Annotated in this window: 16 protein-coding genes; 12 read left to right on the top strand and 4 right to left on the bottom strand. The window is 63.0% G+C overall.

The window, feature by feature from the left end:
• The 9 genes from V6765_RS20695 (at position 1) to V6765_RS20735 (ending at position 9,250) form a co-directional block, all read left to right on the top strand.
• Positions 1-687, top strand: a complete 687-nt coding sequence (locus tag V6765_RS20695) for a GntR family transcriptional regulator (RefSeq protein WP_448432319.1) — start codon at positions 1-3, stop codon at positions 685-687.
• 136 nt (positions 688-823) lie between these two features.
• Positions 824-1,693, top strand: a complete 870-nt coding sequence (locus V6765_RS20700) for a glycerophosphodiester phosphodiesterase (protein WP_448432321.1) — start codon at positions 824-826, stop codon at positions 1,691-1,693.
• Between the two features lie 305 nt (positions 1,694-1,998).
• Positions 1,999-3,348: an extracellular solute-binding protein gene (locus tag V6765_RS20705; RefSeq protein ID WP_448432323.1), complete on the top strand. Its 1,350-nt coding sequence runs from the start codon at positions 1,999-2,001 to the stop codon at positions 3,346-3,348.
• A 134-nt stretch (positions 3,349-3,482) separates the two neighbouring features.
• The gene (locus V6765_RS20710) at positions 3,483-4,763 is read left to right on the top strand and encodes a carbohydrate ABC transporter permease (protein WP_448432468.1); all 1,281 of its coding nucleotides are present in this window, start codon (positions 3,483-3,485) and stop codon (positions 4,761-4,763) included.
• 12 nt (positions 4,764-4,775) lie between these two features.
• Complete coding sequence (locus tag V6765_RS20715) at positions 4,776-5,600, top strand: carbohydrate ABC transporter permease (protein ID WP_448432325.1); 825 nt, start codon at positions 4,776-4,778, stop codon at positions 5,598-5,600.
• Positions 5,600-6,658: an ABC transporter ATP-binding protein gene (locus tag V6765_RS20720; RefSeq protein WP_448432327.1), complete on the top strand. Its 1,059-nt coding sequence runs from the start codon at positions 5,600-5,602 to the stop codon at positions 6,656-6,658. Before V6765_RS20715 ends, V6765_RS20720 begins: the two co-directional genes overlap by 1 nt.
• Complete coding sequence (locus V6765_RS20725) at positions 6,655-7,422, top strand: glycerophosphodiester phosphodiesterase (protein ID WP_448432329.1); 768 nt, start codon at positions 6,655-6,657, stop codon at positions 7,420-7,422. Before V6765_RS20720 ends, V6765_RS20725 begins: the two co-directional genes overlap by 4 nt.
• Positions 7,419-8,426, top strand: a complete 1,008-nt coding sequence (locus tag V6765_RS20730) for a LacI family DNA-binding transcriptional regulator (RefSeq protein WP_448432331.1) — start codon at positions 7,419-7,421, stop codon at positions 8,424-8,426. Before V6765_RS20725 ends, V6765_RS20730 begins: the two co-directional genes overlap by 4 nt.
• Positions 8,423-9,250 (top strand): inositol monophosphatase family protein, encoded by an 828-nt coding sequence (locus V6765_RS20735; RefSeq protein ID WP_448432333.1) that lies wholly within the window; start codon positions 8,423-8,425, stop codon positions 9,248-9,250. Before V6765_RS20730 ends, V6765_RS20735 begins: the two co-directional genes overlap by 4 nt.
• Before the next feature lie 35 nt (positions 9,251-9,285).
• Here V6765_RS20735 and V6765_RS20740 read toward each other — a convergent pair whose 3' ends face one another.
• The 4 genes from V6765_RS20740 to V6765_RS20755 form a co-directional block, all read right to left on the bottom strand.
• Positions 9,286-10,362 (bottom strand): ABC transporter ATP-binding protein, encoded by a 1,077-nt coding sequence (locus V6765_RS20740; protein WP_448432335.1) that lies wholly within the window; start codon positions 10,360-10,362, stop codon positions 9,286-9,288.
• A gap of 22 nt (positions 10,363-10,384) precedes the next feature.
• Positions 10,385-11,269, bottom strand: coding sequence for a carbohydrate ABC transporter permease (locus V6765_RS20745; RefSeq protein WP_448432338.1), 885 nt, complete (start codon positions 11,267-11,269; stop codon positions 10,385-10,387).
• Entirely contained in the window at positions 11,262-12,197 is a 936-nt protein-coding gene (locus tag V6765_RS20750; protein WP_448432340.1) for a carbohydrate ABC transporter permease, read from the bottom strand. Before V6765_RS20750 ends, V6765_RS20745 begins: the two co-directional genes overlap by 8 nt.
• A gap of 114 nt (positions 12,198-12,311) precedes the next feature.
• Complete coding sequence (locus V6765_RS20755) at positions 12,312-13,604, bottom strand: extracellular solute-binding protein (RefSeq protein WP_448432342.1); 1,293 nt, start codon at positions 13,602-13,604, stop codon at positions 12,312-12,314.
• Between the two features lie 227 nt (positions 13,605-13,831).
• Between V6765_RS20755 and V6765_RS20760 the strand changes: the two genes are divergently transcribed.
• From V6765_RS20760 to V6765_RS20770, 3 genes are all read left to right on the top strand, one after another.
• A complete protein-coding gene (locus V6765_RS20760; protein WP_448432344.1) occupies positions 13,832-15,031 on the top strand; it encodes an ROK family protein in 1,200 nt (399 codons plus the stop codon).
• Between the two features lie 33 nt (positions 15,032-15,064).
• On the top strand, positions 15,065-16,165 hold the full coding sequence (locus V6765_RS20765; protein WP_448432346.1) for a Gfo/Idh/MocA family protein: 1,101 nt from the start codon (positions 15,065-15,067) through the stop codon (positions 16,163-16,165).
• 65 nt (positions 16,166-16,230) lie between these two features.
• Complete coding sequence (locus V6765_RS20770) at positions 16,231-16,872, top strand: ThuA domain-containing protein (protein WP_292054133.1); 642 nt, start codon at positions 16,231-16,233, stop codon at positions 16,870-16,872.
• The last annotated feature ends 3 nt before the right edge of the window (positions 16,873-16,875 follow it).

Here is a 16,875-nt window from a genome sequence, read left to right on the forward strand (position 1 = left end):
ATGAACAATACGGGACTTTCCAGGATTTCATCGCGGATGACCGTCCAGGACGGGGTGTACGAGCAATTGCGCCAGGCCCTGATGTGGGGCCAGTTCGAACCCGAACAGGTCACCACGATCTCCTCGCTCGCCGCCGAATTCGGCACCAGCCATATGCCGGTGCGCGAGGCGCTGCGCCGGCTTGCCGCCGAGAAGGGGCTCGAGATCAGCCGCAACGGTTCGGCCCGGGTTCCCGCAGTTTCGCGCCAGCGGCTCGATGATCTCTGCCGCGCGCGCACCGCGCTGGAGGGGCTTGCGACCAAGCTTGCGACGCCGCGCATGAAGACGGCCGAGATCGAGCATTGCCTCGCACTGGCGCGCGAACATGAGGCGCTCGGCCGCGATGGCCATGTCCACGAGATGCTGCGCAAGAACCAGGAATTCCATTTCGCGATCTATGAGCTTTCCGGCTCGGAAATCCTGCCGCAGATGATCGAGACATTGTGGCTGCGCTTCGGCCCCTATATGCGCATGCTCTCCGATCTCGTGATCCATCAGATCAACGAGGGCACGATCCACCCCTATTCGACCTATCACTACGAGATGATCGAGGCCTTCCGGCGCGGCGATGCCGAGGCGGCCGCAGCACTCATGGTCAAGGATATCGAGGCGACGCAGGCCCTGCTGCAGGACATGTGCCCGATCTGAGGTTCGCTCGCGCCCGACCGGAAGCGCTCCAACGCTTACGTCGGAGAAGCGGCTTCATACATTGTTCATGAGCGCCGGATAGAGGCGGCGGGCCATTTCGGCAGTACCACGAAGCAGATGAAAGCGAAGCCAGACCATGTCGCACAACAGCGGACTCCATCTTGAACTGAACGGCCGCAAGACGCGGCTGAAATGGCACCAGTTGCGCAAGCGCCTCGCCGATCCCGTCTTTTCCCTTGCGGTGATGGCGGAAGGTTTCGAGCTCGGGGCCTCGATGGAGCTTGACCTTCGGGTGCGCGCCGATGGCGGTTTTGCCGTCGTGCACGACGATACGCTGGAAAGCGAGACGGATGGCCGGGGCCTCGTCTCCGCGTCGCGGCGTAAGGACCTTGAGAACGTGCGCTACGCCGTCGGCGGCGAGCCGCTTATCCTGTCCGAAGACCTCGCGCGGCTGCTCTCAGGCGCCCATCCCGACGCGCTGGTGCAATTCGACATGAAATCGGATCTCGGCGTGATCGGCAATGCCGGGCTTGCCCATCTGCGCCAGATCATCGGCGCCAATGCCGGCAAGATCATCGTCTCGGCGACCGATCTCGCGCTGATCGCGGCGATGCGCGAGACCATGCCGGACGTCGCGCGCGGCATCGATCCCTCCGAGGATATCTGGGAGGCCTGGGAGAAGGACGGGCTTTCGGCCGCCTCCGATGTGCTCGATGCGGCGCTGGCGGGGCCCACCGCAGCCGGCACCATCTACCTGCACTATCCGCTGGTTCTGAAAGCGGCCGACCATGGTCTCGACATGATCGCCGCCAGCCACGAGGCCGGCCTTCTGGTCGACGCCTGGACCTTCAATCCCGCCCGGCCCGACGACGGGCTGACGGCCGAGGAGCTTGAAACCGTAAGGCGCCTGCTCGAACTCGGCGCCGACCAGATAACCACCGATGAGGCGCCGCTGCTTGCGGCGGCATGGGGCGCGGCGGGGCACACCGCTTCCCTTTCAGACTGAGGCGGCTTCCGTTCCGGAAAGGTCCATACCGGTAATTTTTTTGTACACGTGTACATTTGTCATGTACACGTGTACAAAATGTCACGTGGGCGTCATGAGGAGGACATAGGTCATATCGTGCGTCCGATCGGCGAAGGCTACATTCCGCGGTTTGGAGGACGTGCGCGGGTAGTTTTCGCTTCACCGGCATCGTGCTGTTCCGGCAGGCCCGGAAACAAGAAACGGCCGATGCGATATGACAACACGGGCGGGGGCTTCCGTGACAATTTCGGGGGCCTCATGCTCAGGGACCTGGAGAGACCCGCATGAATATCAAGGCATTTATCGGCACGGCGGCCATTGCGATCGCGGCCGCCACGTCAGGTGCGGCGCATGCCGAGGACTACACCATCACCGTCTGGTCGGGCGGCACCGACGACAACTCGCTCTACCGCGTCGACGCAATTGAAATGGCCGCCGACTATCTCGAGCGTCAGGCCGCCATTCGCGGCGACGATCTCAACATCACCGTCGAAAAGCAGGTCTGGTCGAGCTGGGACGACTTCAAGCAGGCTGTGACGCTGGCCGCCGAATCCGGCACCGCCCCCAACATCATCGTCACCGGCCATGAAGACATCGGCCCGTGGTCGCAGGCCGGCATTCTGCGCCCGATCGAGGACTATGTCGATTTCGACGCCTGGCCGCTCAACCAGCTCTATGACAACCTCATCGACGTATCGAGCTATGACGGCATGATCTGGGGCATTCCGCAGGATGCCGAAGCCCGTCCGTTCTTCATGTCCAAGCCGGACCTGAAGGCGATCGGCTACAGCGATGCCGATATCGACGCGCTTCCCGGCAAGATCGAGAGCGGCGAATACACGCTTTACGACATGCTCGACGATGCCAAGAAAATGCAGGATGAAGGCGTGGTCGAACCCGGCTACGGCTTTGCGCCGCGCGTCAACAACGGCACGGATTACTGGCAGTTCTATCAGTCCTTCGGCGGCGAAATGGTTGACCCGGAAACCGGCAAGCTGGTGTTCGACAAGCAGGCCATGACCGACATGTACCAGTTCTTCGCCGACGCGGTGGAGATGGGCGTGACGCCGAAGACTTATCTCGGCGGCGAGTGGGACAGTTGGCACACCAATGTCGCGACCGGCAAATACGGCGCCTGGCACGGCGGCACCTGGCACAAGCTGCAGTGGGAGAACCAGTACGGCCTTCCGGATTTCTTCGACACCGTCTCGTTCTCGCTGATCCCGGCTGGCAATGAAAACGGCAGGCCCAACACCATCACCCACCCGCTGGTCTACCTGATCTCGACCCAGGGCACCGATGATGACGCGGCGATCTCCGCCGAGCTTGTCGCCGTTGCCTCCGAGCCGCGCATCAACGCGCTGCACGCGGTCCAGTCCGGCCATCTGGCCATCGGCGAGGCGGAGACGACCATCCCGTTCTACGCCAATGACCGTTGGGCCAGCGAAGCCACCGAAAAACTGCTCCCCTACGCCAACTCGATCCCGAACAATGCCGATTTCGGCATCTACTGGGAAGCGATGTTCAAGGGGCTGGAATCGGCATGGGCCGGCACGACCTCCGTCGAGGACGCGGTGAACCAGGCTCAGGCGACGGTCGAGAACGGCCTCGGCGACCAGATCATCATTCGCTGAACGGAGCGAAGATGACCGAGAACACCTCCGTCGAAAGAGGTATCAACCCGGGCGTGGCAACGCGCCCGGGCGATGCCGAGACCGGCAAGGCCGCCCGCAAGGGCGGCCCCCGCATCAGTCCGTTCGGCATCCTGATGCTGTCGCCGGCGCTTCTTTTTCTGCTCGCCTTCTTCTTCGCACCCGTGGTGCTGACGGCGGTCTTTTCCTTCACCAACATGACCAGCGCGACCGGCATTACCGGTGGCGCTTACGTGGTCAGCCCCAACGCGCTGCGCAATCTTGAATGGCAGGGCATGGACAAAGCCGTGACCGAGAGCCTGAGCGGCACGTCGATCACCGTTGACGAGGCGGGTCTTGCCCGCGCCGCTGCGGCCGGCGTCGATCCGGATTTCCTCGAAGATATCGAAGACCGCCTGATGGGCGCGCATTTCGAGGATGCCCGCAGCTTCGAACGCGAGCTGAAAACGCTGCCGAACCGTCCGCGCCGCATCCGCGATCTCAAGCTTGCCGCCGAACCCTTCGGCCAGTCGATCCTCAACACCCGCTTTGCAACGCGCGATCAGGCGATGACGGCCATCGATGCGGTTGCACCGGACCTTAGCGAAGATCAGCGCGACGCGGTTCTGAGCGAAGCCTATACCGGCTGGGTCTGGACCACGGACAATTTCAAACGGCTGGCGACCACGCCGGCAACCGGTCGGCTTCTGACCAATACCGCGCTTTATGTCGGCCTGACGCTTTCGATCTTCAATGTCGGGCTCGGCCTGTTTCTCGCGATCGCGATCTTCTACATGCCCAAGGCCAGCGGCTCGGTTTTCAGCGTGCTCTGGCTTCTGCCGCGCATCACCCCGGTCGTGCTTTATGCCGTCATGTGGCGGTGGTTCACCTGGGATGACGGGTTTCTGCCCACCATTGCCGCCCAATTCGGCCTGCCCTCGTTCAACTACATGAAAGGCTCCGTGCCAACGGCCTGGGCAACGATCATCACCCTCAACGGCTTCATCGGCGCGTCCTTCGGCATGATCCTGTTCAGCGGCGCGCTCCGGGCCATTCCCGTCCAGCAGCTTTGGGCGAGCGAGGTCGATGGTGCAAGCCGCTTTCAGCAGGTCCGCAAGATCATCCTGCCGCAGTTGAAATGGCCGATCCTGTTCGTAACCTGCTATCAGTCGCTGTCGCTTCTGTCGTCCTACCAGGAGATCTGGCTGACGACCAATGGCGGGCCGGGCAACACCACCAATGTGTGGGCGCTCGAAGCCTTCCGCATTGCGCTGTCGAACTTCACCGGCAATCTCGAATATGGCCTCGGCGCTGCCATGGCGCTGGTGCTGGTCGTCGTCGGCCTCACGCTTTCCATCATCTTCCTCCGGCTCTTCAAGTTCGGGGAAATGCTGGAAAAGCCGAAGATCGAATTTTAGGGAGGTCAGGACATGTCACGCAATTTCGCCGCCTGGCCGCTCATTCTGGTGCTGGGGCTGCTCAGTCTGCCGCTGGTGATCATGTATGTCTTCGTGTTCATCGACAGCTTCACCAACGCGCCGCCGGGCTCGATGATCCCTAACGAGTTTACGCTCGAGCACTGGCAGTTCCTTATCGATCCGTCGATTGCCGGCAATGTCTGGTCGGCAACGCTCAACACGCTGATCTTCGCCTGCTCGATCGGCGCGATCGTGGTGTCGCTTTCTTCCATGGGCGGCTATGCGCTTTCGCGCCTCAACATGCCGTTCCGACAGTTCTTTCTTGCCGGCATCATGGTGATGCACGCCTTTCCGTCGGTGACGCTGATCATCGGCGTATTCCTGGTGCTGCAGTTCATCGGCCTCTACGACACGCTGATCGGCGTGGTCTTCGTCAAGGCATCGCTGATGCTGCCCTTCGGCATCTGGATCATGAAGGGCTTCTACGACACCGTGCCCTGGGAGATCGAGATGGCCGGCGTTCAGGATGGCGCCTCGCGCTTTACCGTCTGGCGGCGGCTTATCCTGCCGCAGGTCAAGCCCGGCCTGGTCGCCCTCGTCGTGTTCTCCTTCCTCGATGCCTGGGGCGAATATGTGCTGCCGCGCATTCTGGCGCCGACGGCGGATTACCGGGTGCTCTCGGTCTATCTCGAGCGGGTCTCGCAGAAGGATTCGATCACCTACGACTTCAATCTCTTCAAGGCGGTGGGGCTCTACTACACCCTGCCCGTGATTATCCTTTTCATCATCTTCCAGAACCGGCTGATGAACATCTTCAGCGGAGGCACCAAAGGCTGATGCGTATCAAGCTCGAAAATTTCACCAAGACCTTCGACCACACCACCGTCATCGACAAGATGAACCTCGAGGTGAACGACGGCGAAATGCTGGCCCTGCTCGGCCCTTCCGGCTGCGGAAAGTCGACGACGCTTCTTGCCATTTCCGGCATCCACCGCATCAATGGCGGACGGATCCTGTTCGGCGACAAGGACGTCTCGAACGTGGCGAGCCAGAAGAGAAATGTCGGCGTGGTGTTCCAGAACTATGCGCTCTACCCGCATATGACGGCGTTCGAGAACATCGCCTTCCCGCTGGAAGTGCGCCATGCAAGCCGCGAGGAGATCGACCGCGAGGTTCGCCAGATCGCCGAACTCGTGCATATCGACCGCTATCTCGACCGCCGCCCCGGCCAGCTTTCCGGCGGCCAGCAGCAGCGCGTTGCGCTTGCCCGCGCGCTGGTGCGCAAGCCTGCCGTTCTGCTGTTCGACGAGCCGCTCGCCAATCTCGATGCCAAGCTCCGCCTCGAAATGCGCTCGGAGATCCGCCGCATCCAGATGGAAACCGGCATCACCGCCATTCTCGTCACCCATGACCAGGTGGAAGCGATGTCGATGTGCGACCGGATCGCGATCATGAACGAAGGGCAGATCATCCAGATCGACACGCCGACGGAGATGTACCGCAATCCCAAGACCCAGTTCGTCGCGGGCTTTCTCGGCAATCCGCCGATCGCCTTCGTCAATGGCCGGGCGGAAGCCGGCGTCATCCGGCTCGAGGAAGACGACGTCATCCTGCCGATGCCCGCCAACGCGAAAAAGGCGGAGGACGGCGCGCCGATCATCGTCGGCATCCGGCCGGAGATTTATGGCAGCAATGACGGCAGCCCGGTCGGTGGCCGCGTCAGCTTCGTGGAAACCCAGGGCCGCGAAAACCTCTATGACGTAGCCCTGCCCTCGGGCGCGGTTCTCCGGTCGATCCAGCCGGTGCGTCACGATATCGCGATCGGCGATGAGGTGCGCTGGGGCGTCCGCCCCGATGACCTTCTGGTGTTTCAGCAGGACGGGACACGCCTATGAGCGGCGCGCCCGGACTTTCCGACTTTACAGCGCGCTATGGCTGGCCGGAGATATCCGGCCCGCTCTGCGTCGCCCATCGCGGGGCGAGCGACCATGCCGTCGAAAACACGCTCGCCGCCTTTCGCGTCGCCTCCAAACTCGGCGCCGATATGTGGGAGTTGGACACGCAGCTCACCCGCGACGGCGTCGTGGTGGTCTCCCATGACGACCATCTTGAGCGGGTCTTCGGCGTCCATACCCGGATTTCGGAAATGACTGCGGCTGAGTTGGCCGCCCTCGAGGGCGTCGACGTTCCGACCTTCTCTGAAGTGGCCGCTCTCGGGCGCGAACTTGGCACCGGCCTCTATGTCGAACTCAAGGCGCCCGGCACCGGCCTGAAATGCTGGCAGGAGCTCAAGGATCACGACCAGCGCTTCGCCGCCCTCGGCTCCTTCGACACGGCGCAGGTGCGCGAATTGCGCGAGGCCGGCTGCGACTTTCCGCTGGCCGTGCTGGTCGGCATGGGCAAGGACCCGATGGCGCTGGCCGAAGAGGCCGGTGCGGATCTCGTGCATTTGTGCTGGGAAAAGGATGGTCCGCGGCCGCAGGACAAGGTGACAGCCGAACTTTGCGACCTTATCTTCCGCTCACAACGGCAGATTGTTCTCTGGCATGAGGAGCGGGCGGATATCCTGAAAGACATGATCGACCTTCCGGTTCTGGGCATCTGCACCAACCGGCCGGAGATGATGCAGACCGGCGAGGCATCCAGCAACATTACATGAGCGATCCAGTATTTCCGAAACGGGCCGTGACGTCCCATGATGTCGCCCGGCACGCCGGCGTTTCCCGCGCCGCCGTGTCGCGCACCTTCACGCCCAATGCCTCCGTCTCCGAGGAAACCCGGCAGAAGGTCATCAAGGCCGCCAATGAGCTCGGCTACCGCGTCAATTATCTCGCCCGCAGCCTTATCAACAAGCGCTCCGATCTCGTCGGCGTGGTTGCCGCCGGCCTCGACAATCCGTTTCGCACCATGCAGATCGACCACCTGACGCGCGGCCTGCTGGCGCGCGACCTGCGGCCGATCCTGCTGCCGACCTCCCGCTCGGAGGATGTGACCACCTTTATCCGGCAATTGCTGCAATATTCGGTCTCCGGCGTCATCGTCACATCGGATGCCCCGCCGACGGAGCTGTGCGAGGAATGCGCCGGCAACGGCATTCCGATCGTCCTGATCAACAAGGGCGAGAACATCCCCCTGGTCGACCGCGTGGTCAATGACGACGAGGTCGCTGCCCGGGCGGCCGCCGATTATTTCTTCGATGCCGGCAGTCGGCGGCTGGCCGTCATGGCCTCGCCGCACCTGTCGTTCACCGGCCGCAGCCGCAGACAAGCCTTTATCGCGCGCGCTGAGGAGCTCGGCGCGGCGCTCGAGGTGATCGACGTCCCGGTCAACGACTACAAGTCGGGCTTCGAACAGGGCGCCGCTCTGGCCGAAAGCGCCGCCGAGGCGCTGTTCTGCGTCAATGACTACATGGCCTGCGGCGTGATCGACGCGCTGGCGCGCCTTGGGCGCGACCGGGACCATCCCGGCCTCAGGATCATCGGCCACGACGATATCCCCCAGGCGGGCTGGGACGCCTACCGGCTGACCACCTTCGCCCAGGCCTGCGACCTGCAGACCGAGGCGGCGATCGATTTCCTCGAAACCCGCATCGCCGATCCCGACCTTCCGGCGCGGCTTGAAACCACGCCCGTGCAGCTGGTGGAACGAAAGTCGGCCGCATGACCAGCCTGTCCGAACATGACATTGAAGCGCGCTATGCGTTCGCGCGGGCGCTTGCTCAAAGCGCCGGCGAACGGGCGCTTCAGCTTCAGCGAGACGACGCCGCGATTTCGATCTCGAACAAGGGGCTTCAGGATTTCGTCACCAATGCCGACCGGGAATGCGAGGCGCTGATCCGCGCGGCGATCGCCCGCGACTTTCCCGAGGACGGCTTCGTGGGCGAAGAGACCGGCCGGACGGTCGGCGACGGCCCTGTATGGGTGATCGACCCGATCGACGGCACCAATAACTACATGCGCCGCCTGCCCGACTGGGGCGTATCAATCGCGCTGGTGGCCGATGGCGAGATCATGCTCGGCGCGATCTTCGACGCGACCACGCAAACCGTATTCCACGCCCGCCGGGGCCATGGCGCCTTCAATGGCGACAACCGCCTTGCCGCTTCGACAATCGATGACCCGCAAACCGCATTGGCGCTCACCGGCCATTCCCGCCGCACCGCGATCGGCCCTTATCTCGACCTGCTCCTGAAGCTGCACGAGCAAGGCTTCGATCACCGCCGCATCGGCGCTGCGGCTCTCGGACTCTTGCGCGTGGCTGAAGGCAAGGCCGAGCTCTATTACGAGGCGCACCTTAATTGCTGGGACGTTCTGGCCGGCATATTGATCGCGGAAGAGGCAGGCGCCGTTGTCGAACGCCCCGCACTCGCCGACCTGCTCCGCCAGGGCGGACCGGTGCGCGCCTGCGGCCCCGAGATCGCATCTGCCGTCAGCGAATTGTTCCAGCCACTGGCGGAGCGCCGTCAACCGCGAAGGGGACAGGCCTGACCGCCCGCCGGTCGTCCGCGCCGCTTCCAGTTCGGCTACAACGCCTCGCCCGTCTCGCTGTCGAAGATGTGGACGCGTTCGGGGTCAATCTTGGCCTCGAAGGGCTGGCCGTGGCGGACCTCGCGTTCGCCGTCGACGATCGCCGTCACATGCTGGCCGCCGAGTTCGAACACGACATGGCTCTGCGCGCCGGTCGGCTCCACCAGCAGCGCCGTGCCGTTGATCACCGAACCGGTTCCGATATCGGGATTGAGGTGTTCGGGGCGCAGGCCGACCGTGACCTTGCGGTCGGGCGTGAGGCCGGCATGGTCGCCGGAGATCGCCAGCACCGTGCCATCGGCAAAGCGCACCGCCGGCGCGCCGTCCGCGGCGACGATCGTGCCGGGCAGAAGGTTCATCGCCGGCGAGCCGATGAAGGCGGCAACGAACAGGTTGGCCGGCTTGCGGTAAAGCTCGATCGGCGTGCCCTGCTGCTCGATCCGGCCCTGGTTGAGCACAACCACCCGGTCGGCCAGCGTCATCGCCTCGATCTGGTCATGGGTCACATAGACCGAGGTGGTCTCCACGCGCTGATGCAGCGTCTTGATCTCCGCGCGCATCTGCACCCTGAGCTTGGCGTCGAGGTTCGACAGCGGCTCATCGAACAGGAACACCGCCGGATCGCGCACTACCGCCCGGCCCATGGCGACGCGCTGGCGCTGGCCGCCGGAAAGCTGCGAGGGCTTACGGTCGAGCAGCGCCGTCAGGTCCAGCATCCGCGCCGCCTCGTTCACCCGTTCTTCGATCTCGGCCTTCGGGCGCTTGGCGAGACGCAGGTTGAAGCCCATGTTTTCGGCCACCGTCATATGCGGATAGAGCGCGTAGGACTGGAACACCATGGCGATGTTGCGCTCGCGCGGCGTCAGATCGTTGACGATCTCTCCGCCGATCGCAATTTCGCCGCCGGTGATTTCCTCAAGACCGGCAATCATGCGCAACAGCGTGGATTTCCCGCAGCCCGACGGTCCGACAAGGGCGACGAACTCGCCATCCTTGATGGTCAGCGAAACGCCATGGATGACCTCGAGAGCGCCGTAGGACTTTCTGATATTGCTGAGTTCGACGGATGCCATTTTCGACAAGCTCCCGGAGGGTTCACGATTTCACGGCGCCGGCGGTGAGCCCGGCGATGATGTGTTTCTGGGCGATAAAGAAGGCGATGATCGTTGGCAGGATTGTCAGCGTGATGAAGGCAAGCACCAGCTGCCATTCGGTCGCGAACTCACCCTTGTAGACCATGATGCCGAGCGGCCAGGGATAGCGGTTTTCCGTGTTCAGCATGATCAGCGGAATGATGTAGCTGTTCCAGCTCTGCACGAAGGCGATGATGCCGACCGTGGCGATGATCGGCCGCGACAGCGGCATGGTCACGTGCCAGAAGAAGCCGATATAGCCGCAGCCATCGACGAAGGCGGCGTCGAACAGCTCCTCCGGCAGGTTGCGGAAATAATTGCGAAACAGCAGGATGCTCATGCCCAGCCCGAAGGCCACCTGCGGCAGGATGACGCCCCAATAGGTATCGAGCAGGCCGAGATCGCGGATGCGGATATAGAGCGGCAGAATGGCGGTCGCCGCCGGGAACATCAGCCCGATCAGGAAATAGTTGAGCAGATAGTCCGAACCGAAGAAACGGATATGGGCGAAGCAGAAGGCGGCGCAGGCGGCAAATACGATGGTGAGGAACACGGTCAGCACCGCGATCAGCAGTGAATTGCCCATCTGCAGCCAGTAGCGCTTCGACATCAGGATATCGGTATAATTGCTCCACTGCCATTGGTCGGGCAGGCCGAACGGGCTGCCGCGCAGATCCGGCAGCGTCTTGAACCCGCCAAGCGCGGTGGTGATGAGCGGGATGATGACAATGCCGGCAACGAGCAGCAGCGAGACATAGAGATAGGTCTTGGTGCCGACCTTCAGCCTACGGCCTTCCCCGCCGGATTTTGCCGCATCGATCGGCGCGCTTTCGGAGATCTCAGTCATTTTTCATGAATATCCGTTTGTAGCTGAAGGCCAGCGTGACGCAGATGATGAACAGAATGACGCCGACGGCGCTGCCGAAACCGACCTGCATGCGGGTGACGCCGAAATTGTAGAGGAAGGTCACCATGGTCTGGGTCGAGTTGGCCGGACCGCCGCCGGTAAGCGGCATGACGAGATCGAAAAGCTGCAGCGAGCCGATGACGGCGAAGAACACCGAAAGCCGCACGGTGGAGCCCAGCATCGGCAGGGTCACTAGCCGGAATTTCTGCCAGCCGGTCGCGCCGTCAATGTCGGCCGCCTCCAGAATGCTGCGATCGATCGCCTGCAGGCCGGCGATGAACAGCATCATGTGGAAGCCGAAATATTTCCAGACCACGACGGCGAGGATGGCCGACATGGCGGTATCGGGGTTGGCGAGCACAAACGGCGGCTCCGCACCGAAGAAGTGCCAGATGCCGGCGACGAGGCCGAAATCGCCGTCATAGACGAAGCGCCAGATCATGCCGGCGGCGACATCGGCCAGCACATAGGGCAGGAAGAAGATCAGCCGGAAGAACAGCGCGCCCTTGATCCGCTTGGTCACCATCGAGGCGAGCCACAGCGCCAGCGGCAGCTGGATGACGATCGAGACGGCGATGATCAGGCCGTTATTGATCAGCGCCTTGGTGAAGGCGCTGTTGCGGAAGATAAGCTGGTAGTTGCGGAAGTCGACCCATTTGCTCGGCTCGCCGTAGCCGTTCCAGCTGAAGAAGGAGTACCAGGCCGCCTCGCCGATCGGCAGGATGACGAGCAGCGTGAACAGCACCAGCGCCGGCGGCAGGAAGATGATCAGCACCGGCCATTTGGTATGGGCCAGCGAGCGCCGTCTTCTGGACCTGCCCGGGGCAGGCCCGACCGGCGCGGGCAGGATGGAATCGGTGGTCGTCATTGGCATTTTCCCGCATGCAATGCGGCGGCGGTATGCCGCCTTGCCCCGCCGCCGGGGACGGCGGCCACGGGCCTGGATTCCGGGCGCCGGCGAGCGGCGTCCGGGATCGGCGCGTTACATGTTTTCCAGTTCGTAAGTGTCCTGGATCTGCTGGGCGGCGTCTTCCGGCGAGGTCGCGCCGGAGACGATCGCGACGCTCATGTCGTTGACGACGGCGCCGACATTGGGGCCGAGATCCTGGTCGAGATAGTTCTGGTGCCAGGTTTCATCGGCGAGCGCCTCGGCGCTGCTCTTCAGAAGCGGATCGGTGATCGAATCGGCGACGCCGATCGTGACCGGAATGACCTTCTGGACCTCGGAGATCCTGCGGGCGACGTCCGGGCTGGTGTAATATTCGAGGAATTTCTCGGTCTCGGGCGGCGCGTCCTTGGTCACGGCCCAACCCGTCAGCCCCCCCATATTGTCGGTGACGACGCCCGGCGCGCCTTCGATGACGGGAAAGGCGAAGCGGCCGATATTGTCTTCAGCAAGCCCCTTGCCGTCGGTGGAATTGCTGATCTGGGTCCGGCCGGTGTTCTCGAACGACAGGATCATCGCCGCGCGACCGTCGCCGAAGGCTGCGAGCGCATCGTTCCAGGTCGCGCCGAGATAGCCGTTCTGGAAGGGTTCAAGCGCGCCAAGCGCAGCAAGCTTCTCGCCGGCCGCAACGAAGGGCTCGCCGGCAAAGCCGCCATTCTCGCCGGCCTTGGCCGCCATGAAGCCGTCATGGCCCGCCTCGCGCATGGCGAGATAGCCCCAGTAGAAGTGGATCGGCCACTTGTCGCCGCCGCCGCCGGCAATCGGGGTGATCCCGGCCTCCTTCAGGGTCTTGACCGCGCCCATGAAGTCATCCCAGGTTTCGATCGATGTGCCGCCCACGCCGGCCTCGTCGAACAATTCCTTGTTGTAGAAGAACGAGACGACGCCGTTCAGCACCGGCGCGGCCCAGACCTGGTCGTCAAACGTCATGCCGGCAATCGAGGACGGCTTCAGCGTGTCGCGCCATTTGTTGTTGTCGGCGTCGAGCGCCGGCGTAATGTCCCTGAGGACGCCGGTTTCGGCCTGCGCCTTCAGAACGCCACCGCCCCAGGTGTAGAACAGGCTGGGGATCTCGGACGATTGCAGCAGGGTCGGCAGTTTCGCCTTGAAGGCCTGGTTTTCCAGGAACTGCATCTCGATCGTGACGCCCGGATTGGCCTCTTCGAACTCGTCGGCGACCTGGCGCCAGACTTCCACGACCGGCTCCTGGTTTTCCAGATGGAGCCATTTGATGACGGTTTCGGCCGATGCCGTATTCGCCGTCGCCGCAAAGGCGACAAAACCCGCGGCTGCAGCGCCATAACGAAGCCAATTGGCAGTGATTGACATGTTGCACTCCTCCCAAAGTACTTTTTGCACACTCCGGATTAAATAAATGGCGCGCCCTGAATTTTGTCAACCCGTAACTGCCGTCAATCGAGCAAACTGCCTTTAAAATAGCCATACCATGCAGAAATTGCTTGCATGGCGCGTTGGGCCGGGACTAAGAACAGGCATAAATTATTTCGTGATACGGAAAAATTACGCCCCTGCCCTGAACCTGCCCGACGAGCCCCATGAAGACCGCCGATCCTGAATTGATGCGAGCAATCAACCGGTTGAGCGTGCTGGACACGATCCGGCGCAACGGCCCGATTTCGCGCATCGAGATCAGCAAGCGCACAGAACTTTCGACCAGCACGGTTTCGGCGATCACCGGCTCGCTGATCGACGATGGGCTGATCCTGTCGCGGCATGAGGGCGACCTGCGCAATGCCACTGTTCGCGGCCGCCCGCGGGTTATGCTCGAACTCAACCCGGACGCTTCGCGCGTTGTCGGCGCCAAGATCGCGGCGACGCGCATGACCTTCGTGGTGGCGGATTTCTGCGGCGAGGTGCTGTCCGAATTTTCGCTTCCCGTACGCATCGACAGGATGCCGATCGACGTCATCGCCGATCTGGTGGAAGACGGGGTGCGCGCCTGCGTAATGGATAGCGGGCTGACGCTTGCCGAAATCGACATGATCTGTCTCGGCATTCCCGGCGTGGTCGAGCACCGCACCGGCGTGGTGCGTTCCAGCCCGATCTTCAGCGACGAGAATGTGGATTTCGCCGCCGTCATGTCGCCGCGCTTCGGCATCCGTACGATCATCGAAAGCGATGTCCACGCCGTCACGCTTGCCCATCACTGGTTCGGCAAGGCGCGCCACCTCGAGGATATGGTGCTGGTCTCGCTGGAGCGCACGCTCGGCCTCGGCGTGCTGCACAACAGCCAGCTTTTTCGCGGCGCGGGCGGGCTCAGCCACAATCTCGGCGACCTCGTGCTCGGCAGCAGCGCCGACGGCATGTCGCGGCTGGCAAGCCTTGCCGGCGAAAGCGCGATCCTCGGCGACGGTCCGCGCGAGGGGCTCTATGCCGATGCCGTGCGGCTCGGGCGCGGCATCTCGCACGCCCAGACACTGATCAAGGCCAAGGACGCGCAGATCATGTCAGCGGCACAGCGCGCCGGCGACGCCATCGGCGTGACGGTCGCCAATATCGTCACCCTTTTCGCCCCGCCGCGCGTTATCCTCGTGGGTTCCAGCCTTGCGCTTGGCAAACCCTTCATCGACCGGCTGACAAAGGCCTTCAACAGCGCGATCCCGCCATCGCTCGCCGATGTCAGTGAACTGGTCTTTGACGACGCCGAGGATTTTTTCTGGGCGCGGGGAGCGGCGGCCGTCGCGCTTTACGAACTGTATGAATCGCCATGGAGCACAACCGGCCCTGCGCTTTGAACGCCGGGCTTCGCGCTTTGGGAGGAGTGAGAAATGGAAAAAGTAGGTATCGGCATCATCGGATGCGGCAATATTTCGGGCGCCTATCTGAAGGCGATGGCCGGATTCGACATTCTCGATATTCGCGGTATCGCCGACCTCAACCAGGCGGCAGCCGAAGCGAAAGCCGCCGAGTTCAATGTGCCCGCAAGCACGATCGATGCGCTTCTGGCCGACCCCAAGGTCGAGATCATCCTGAACCTCACCATTCCGCGCGCCCATGTCGCGGTGGGCCTCAGGGCGCTTGAGGCCGGCAAACACACCTATTCGGAAAAGCCGCTCGGCATTAATTTCGCGGAAGGGAAAAAACTTGCCGAGGCGGCGGAAAAGGCAGGACTCAGAATCGGTGCGGCCCCCGACACGTTTCTCGGCGGCGGCCACCAGACAGCGCGTGCGCTCGTCGACAGCGGCGCGCTCGGCCTTGCCGTCGGCGGCACGGCGAGCTTCATGCGGCCGGGCCATGAATCCTGGCACCCCAATCCCGATTTCTACTACGATATCGGCGGCGGGCCGATGCTCGACATGGGGCCCTATTACATCACCGATCTCGTTAATCTTTTCGGCCCGGTGAAGAAGGTCGCCGGTTTTGCGACCATGCTGCGCCAGGAACGCGAGATCACCAGCGAACCGCGCCGGGGCGAAACGATTTCGGTCAAGGTCCCGACCCATATCGCCGGCACGCTGTTCTTCGAAAACGGCGCGGTCGTGCAGGTGACGATGAGCTTTGACGTGGCCGGCCACAAGCATCTGCCGATCGAGATCTACGGCACGGAGGGCACGCTGCTGGTCCCCGACCCCAATTTCTTCGCCGGACCGGTCTCGCTTCTGAAGAAGGGCGGCGACTTCGAGGATCATCCGGTAGACCAGCCCTATGCCGACGGCAATTACCGCTCGATCGGGCTTGCCGACATGGCCTATGCGATCCGCAACGACAGGCCGCACAGGGCCAACGGCGATCTGGCGCTGCATGTGCTGGAGGTGATGGAGGCTTTCACCACCGCCGCCGAAACCGAAAAGACCGTCGGGATCACCACCACCGTCGCGCGGCCGGCGCCGCTGTCGGATTCGCTGATCGACGGCGCGCTCGGCAAATAGGCCGAACGGCGAGAAACCATCAACCCGGCCGGTAACATGCCGGCTGACGCGAGAGGAGAGATATCATGCGCGAAGCACTCATTGTCTGGGGCGGCTGGAGCGGCCACGAGCCGGAGGAATGCGCCCACATCATCCGCGACATGCTGCAGGAAGACGGGTTCAAGGTCTATCTGGAACATTCCACCGAGGCCTTCGCCGACCCGCAGATCAAGGATCTGAGCCTGATCGTTCCGATCATGACCATGTCGAAGATCGAGAAGGAGGAGGTCAAGAACCTGTCCGCGGCCGTCGAGAGCGGCGTCGGCATTGCCGGCTATCACGGCGGGGCGGGCGACGCCTTCCGCGATTCGGTCGACTATCAGTTCATCATCGGCGGCCAGTGGGTCGCCCATCCCGGCAATATCATCGACTACACGGTCAATGTGACGAAGCCGGACGATCCGATCATGGAGGGGATTTCCGATTTCCCCTACCACTCGGAGCAGTATTACATGCATGTCGATCCCTCCAACGAGGTGCTGGCCACCACCACCTTCAGAGGCGACCATGCGGAATGGATCGACGGCGTGGTCATGCCGGTGGCGTGGAAGCGCCGCCACGGCAAGGGCCGGGTGTTCTATTCCTCGCTGGGCCACATCGCCAGCGAGTTCCAGGTTCCGGAAATGGCGACCATCTTCCGCCGCGGCGCCAACTGGGCGGCGCGCTGAGCC

Source organism: Martelella sp. FOR1707, from assembly GCF_053484265.1.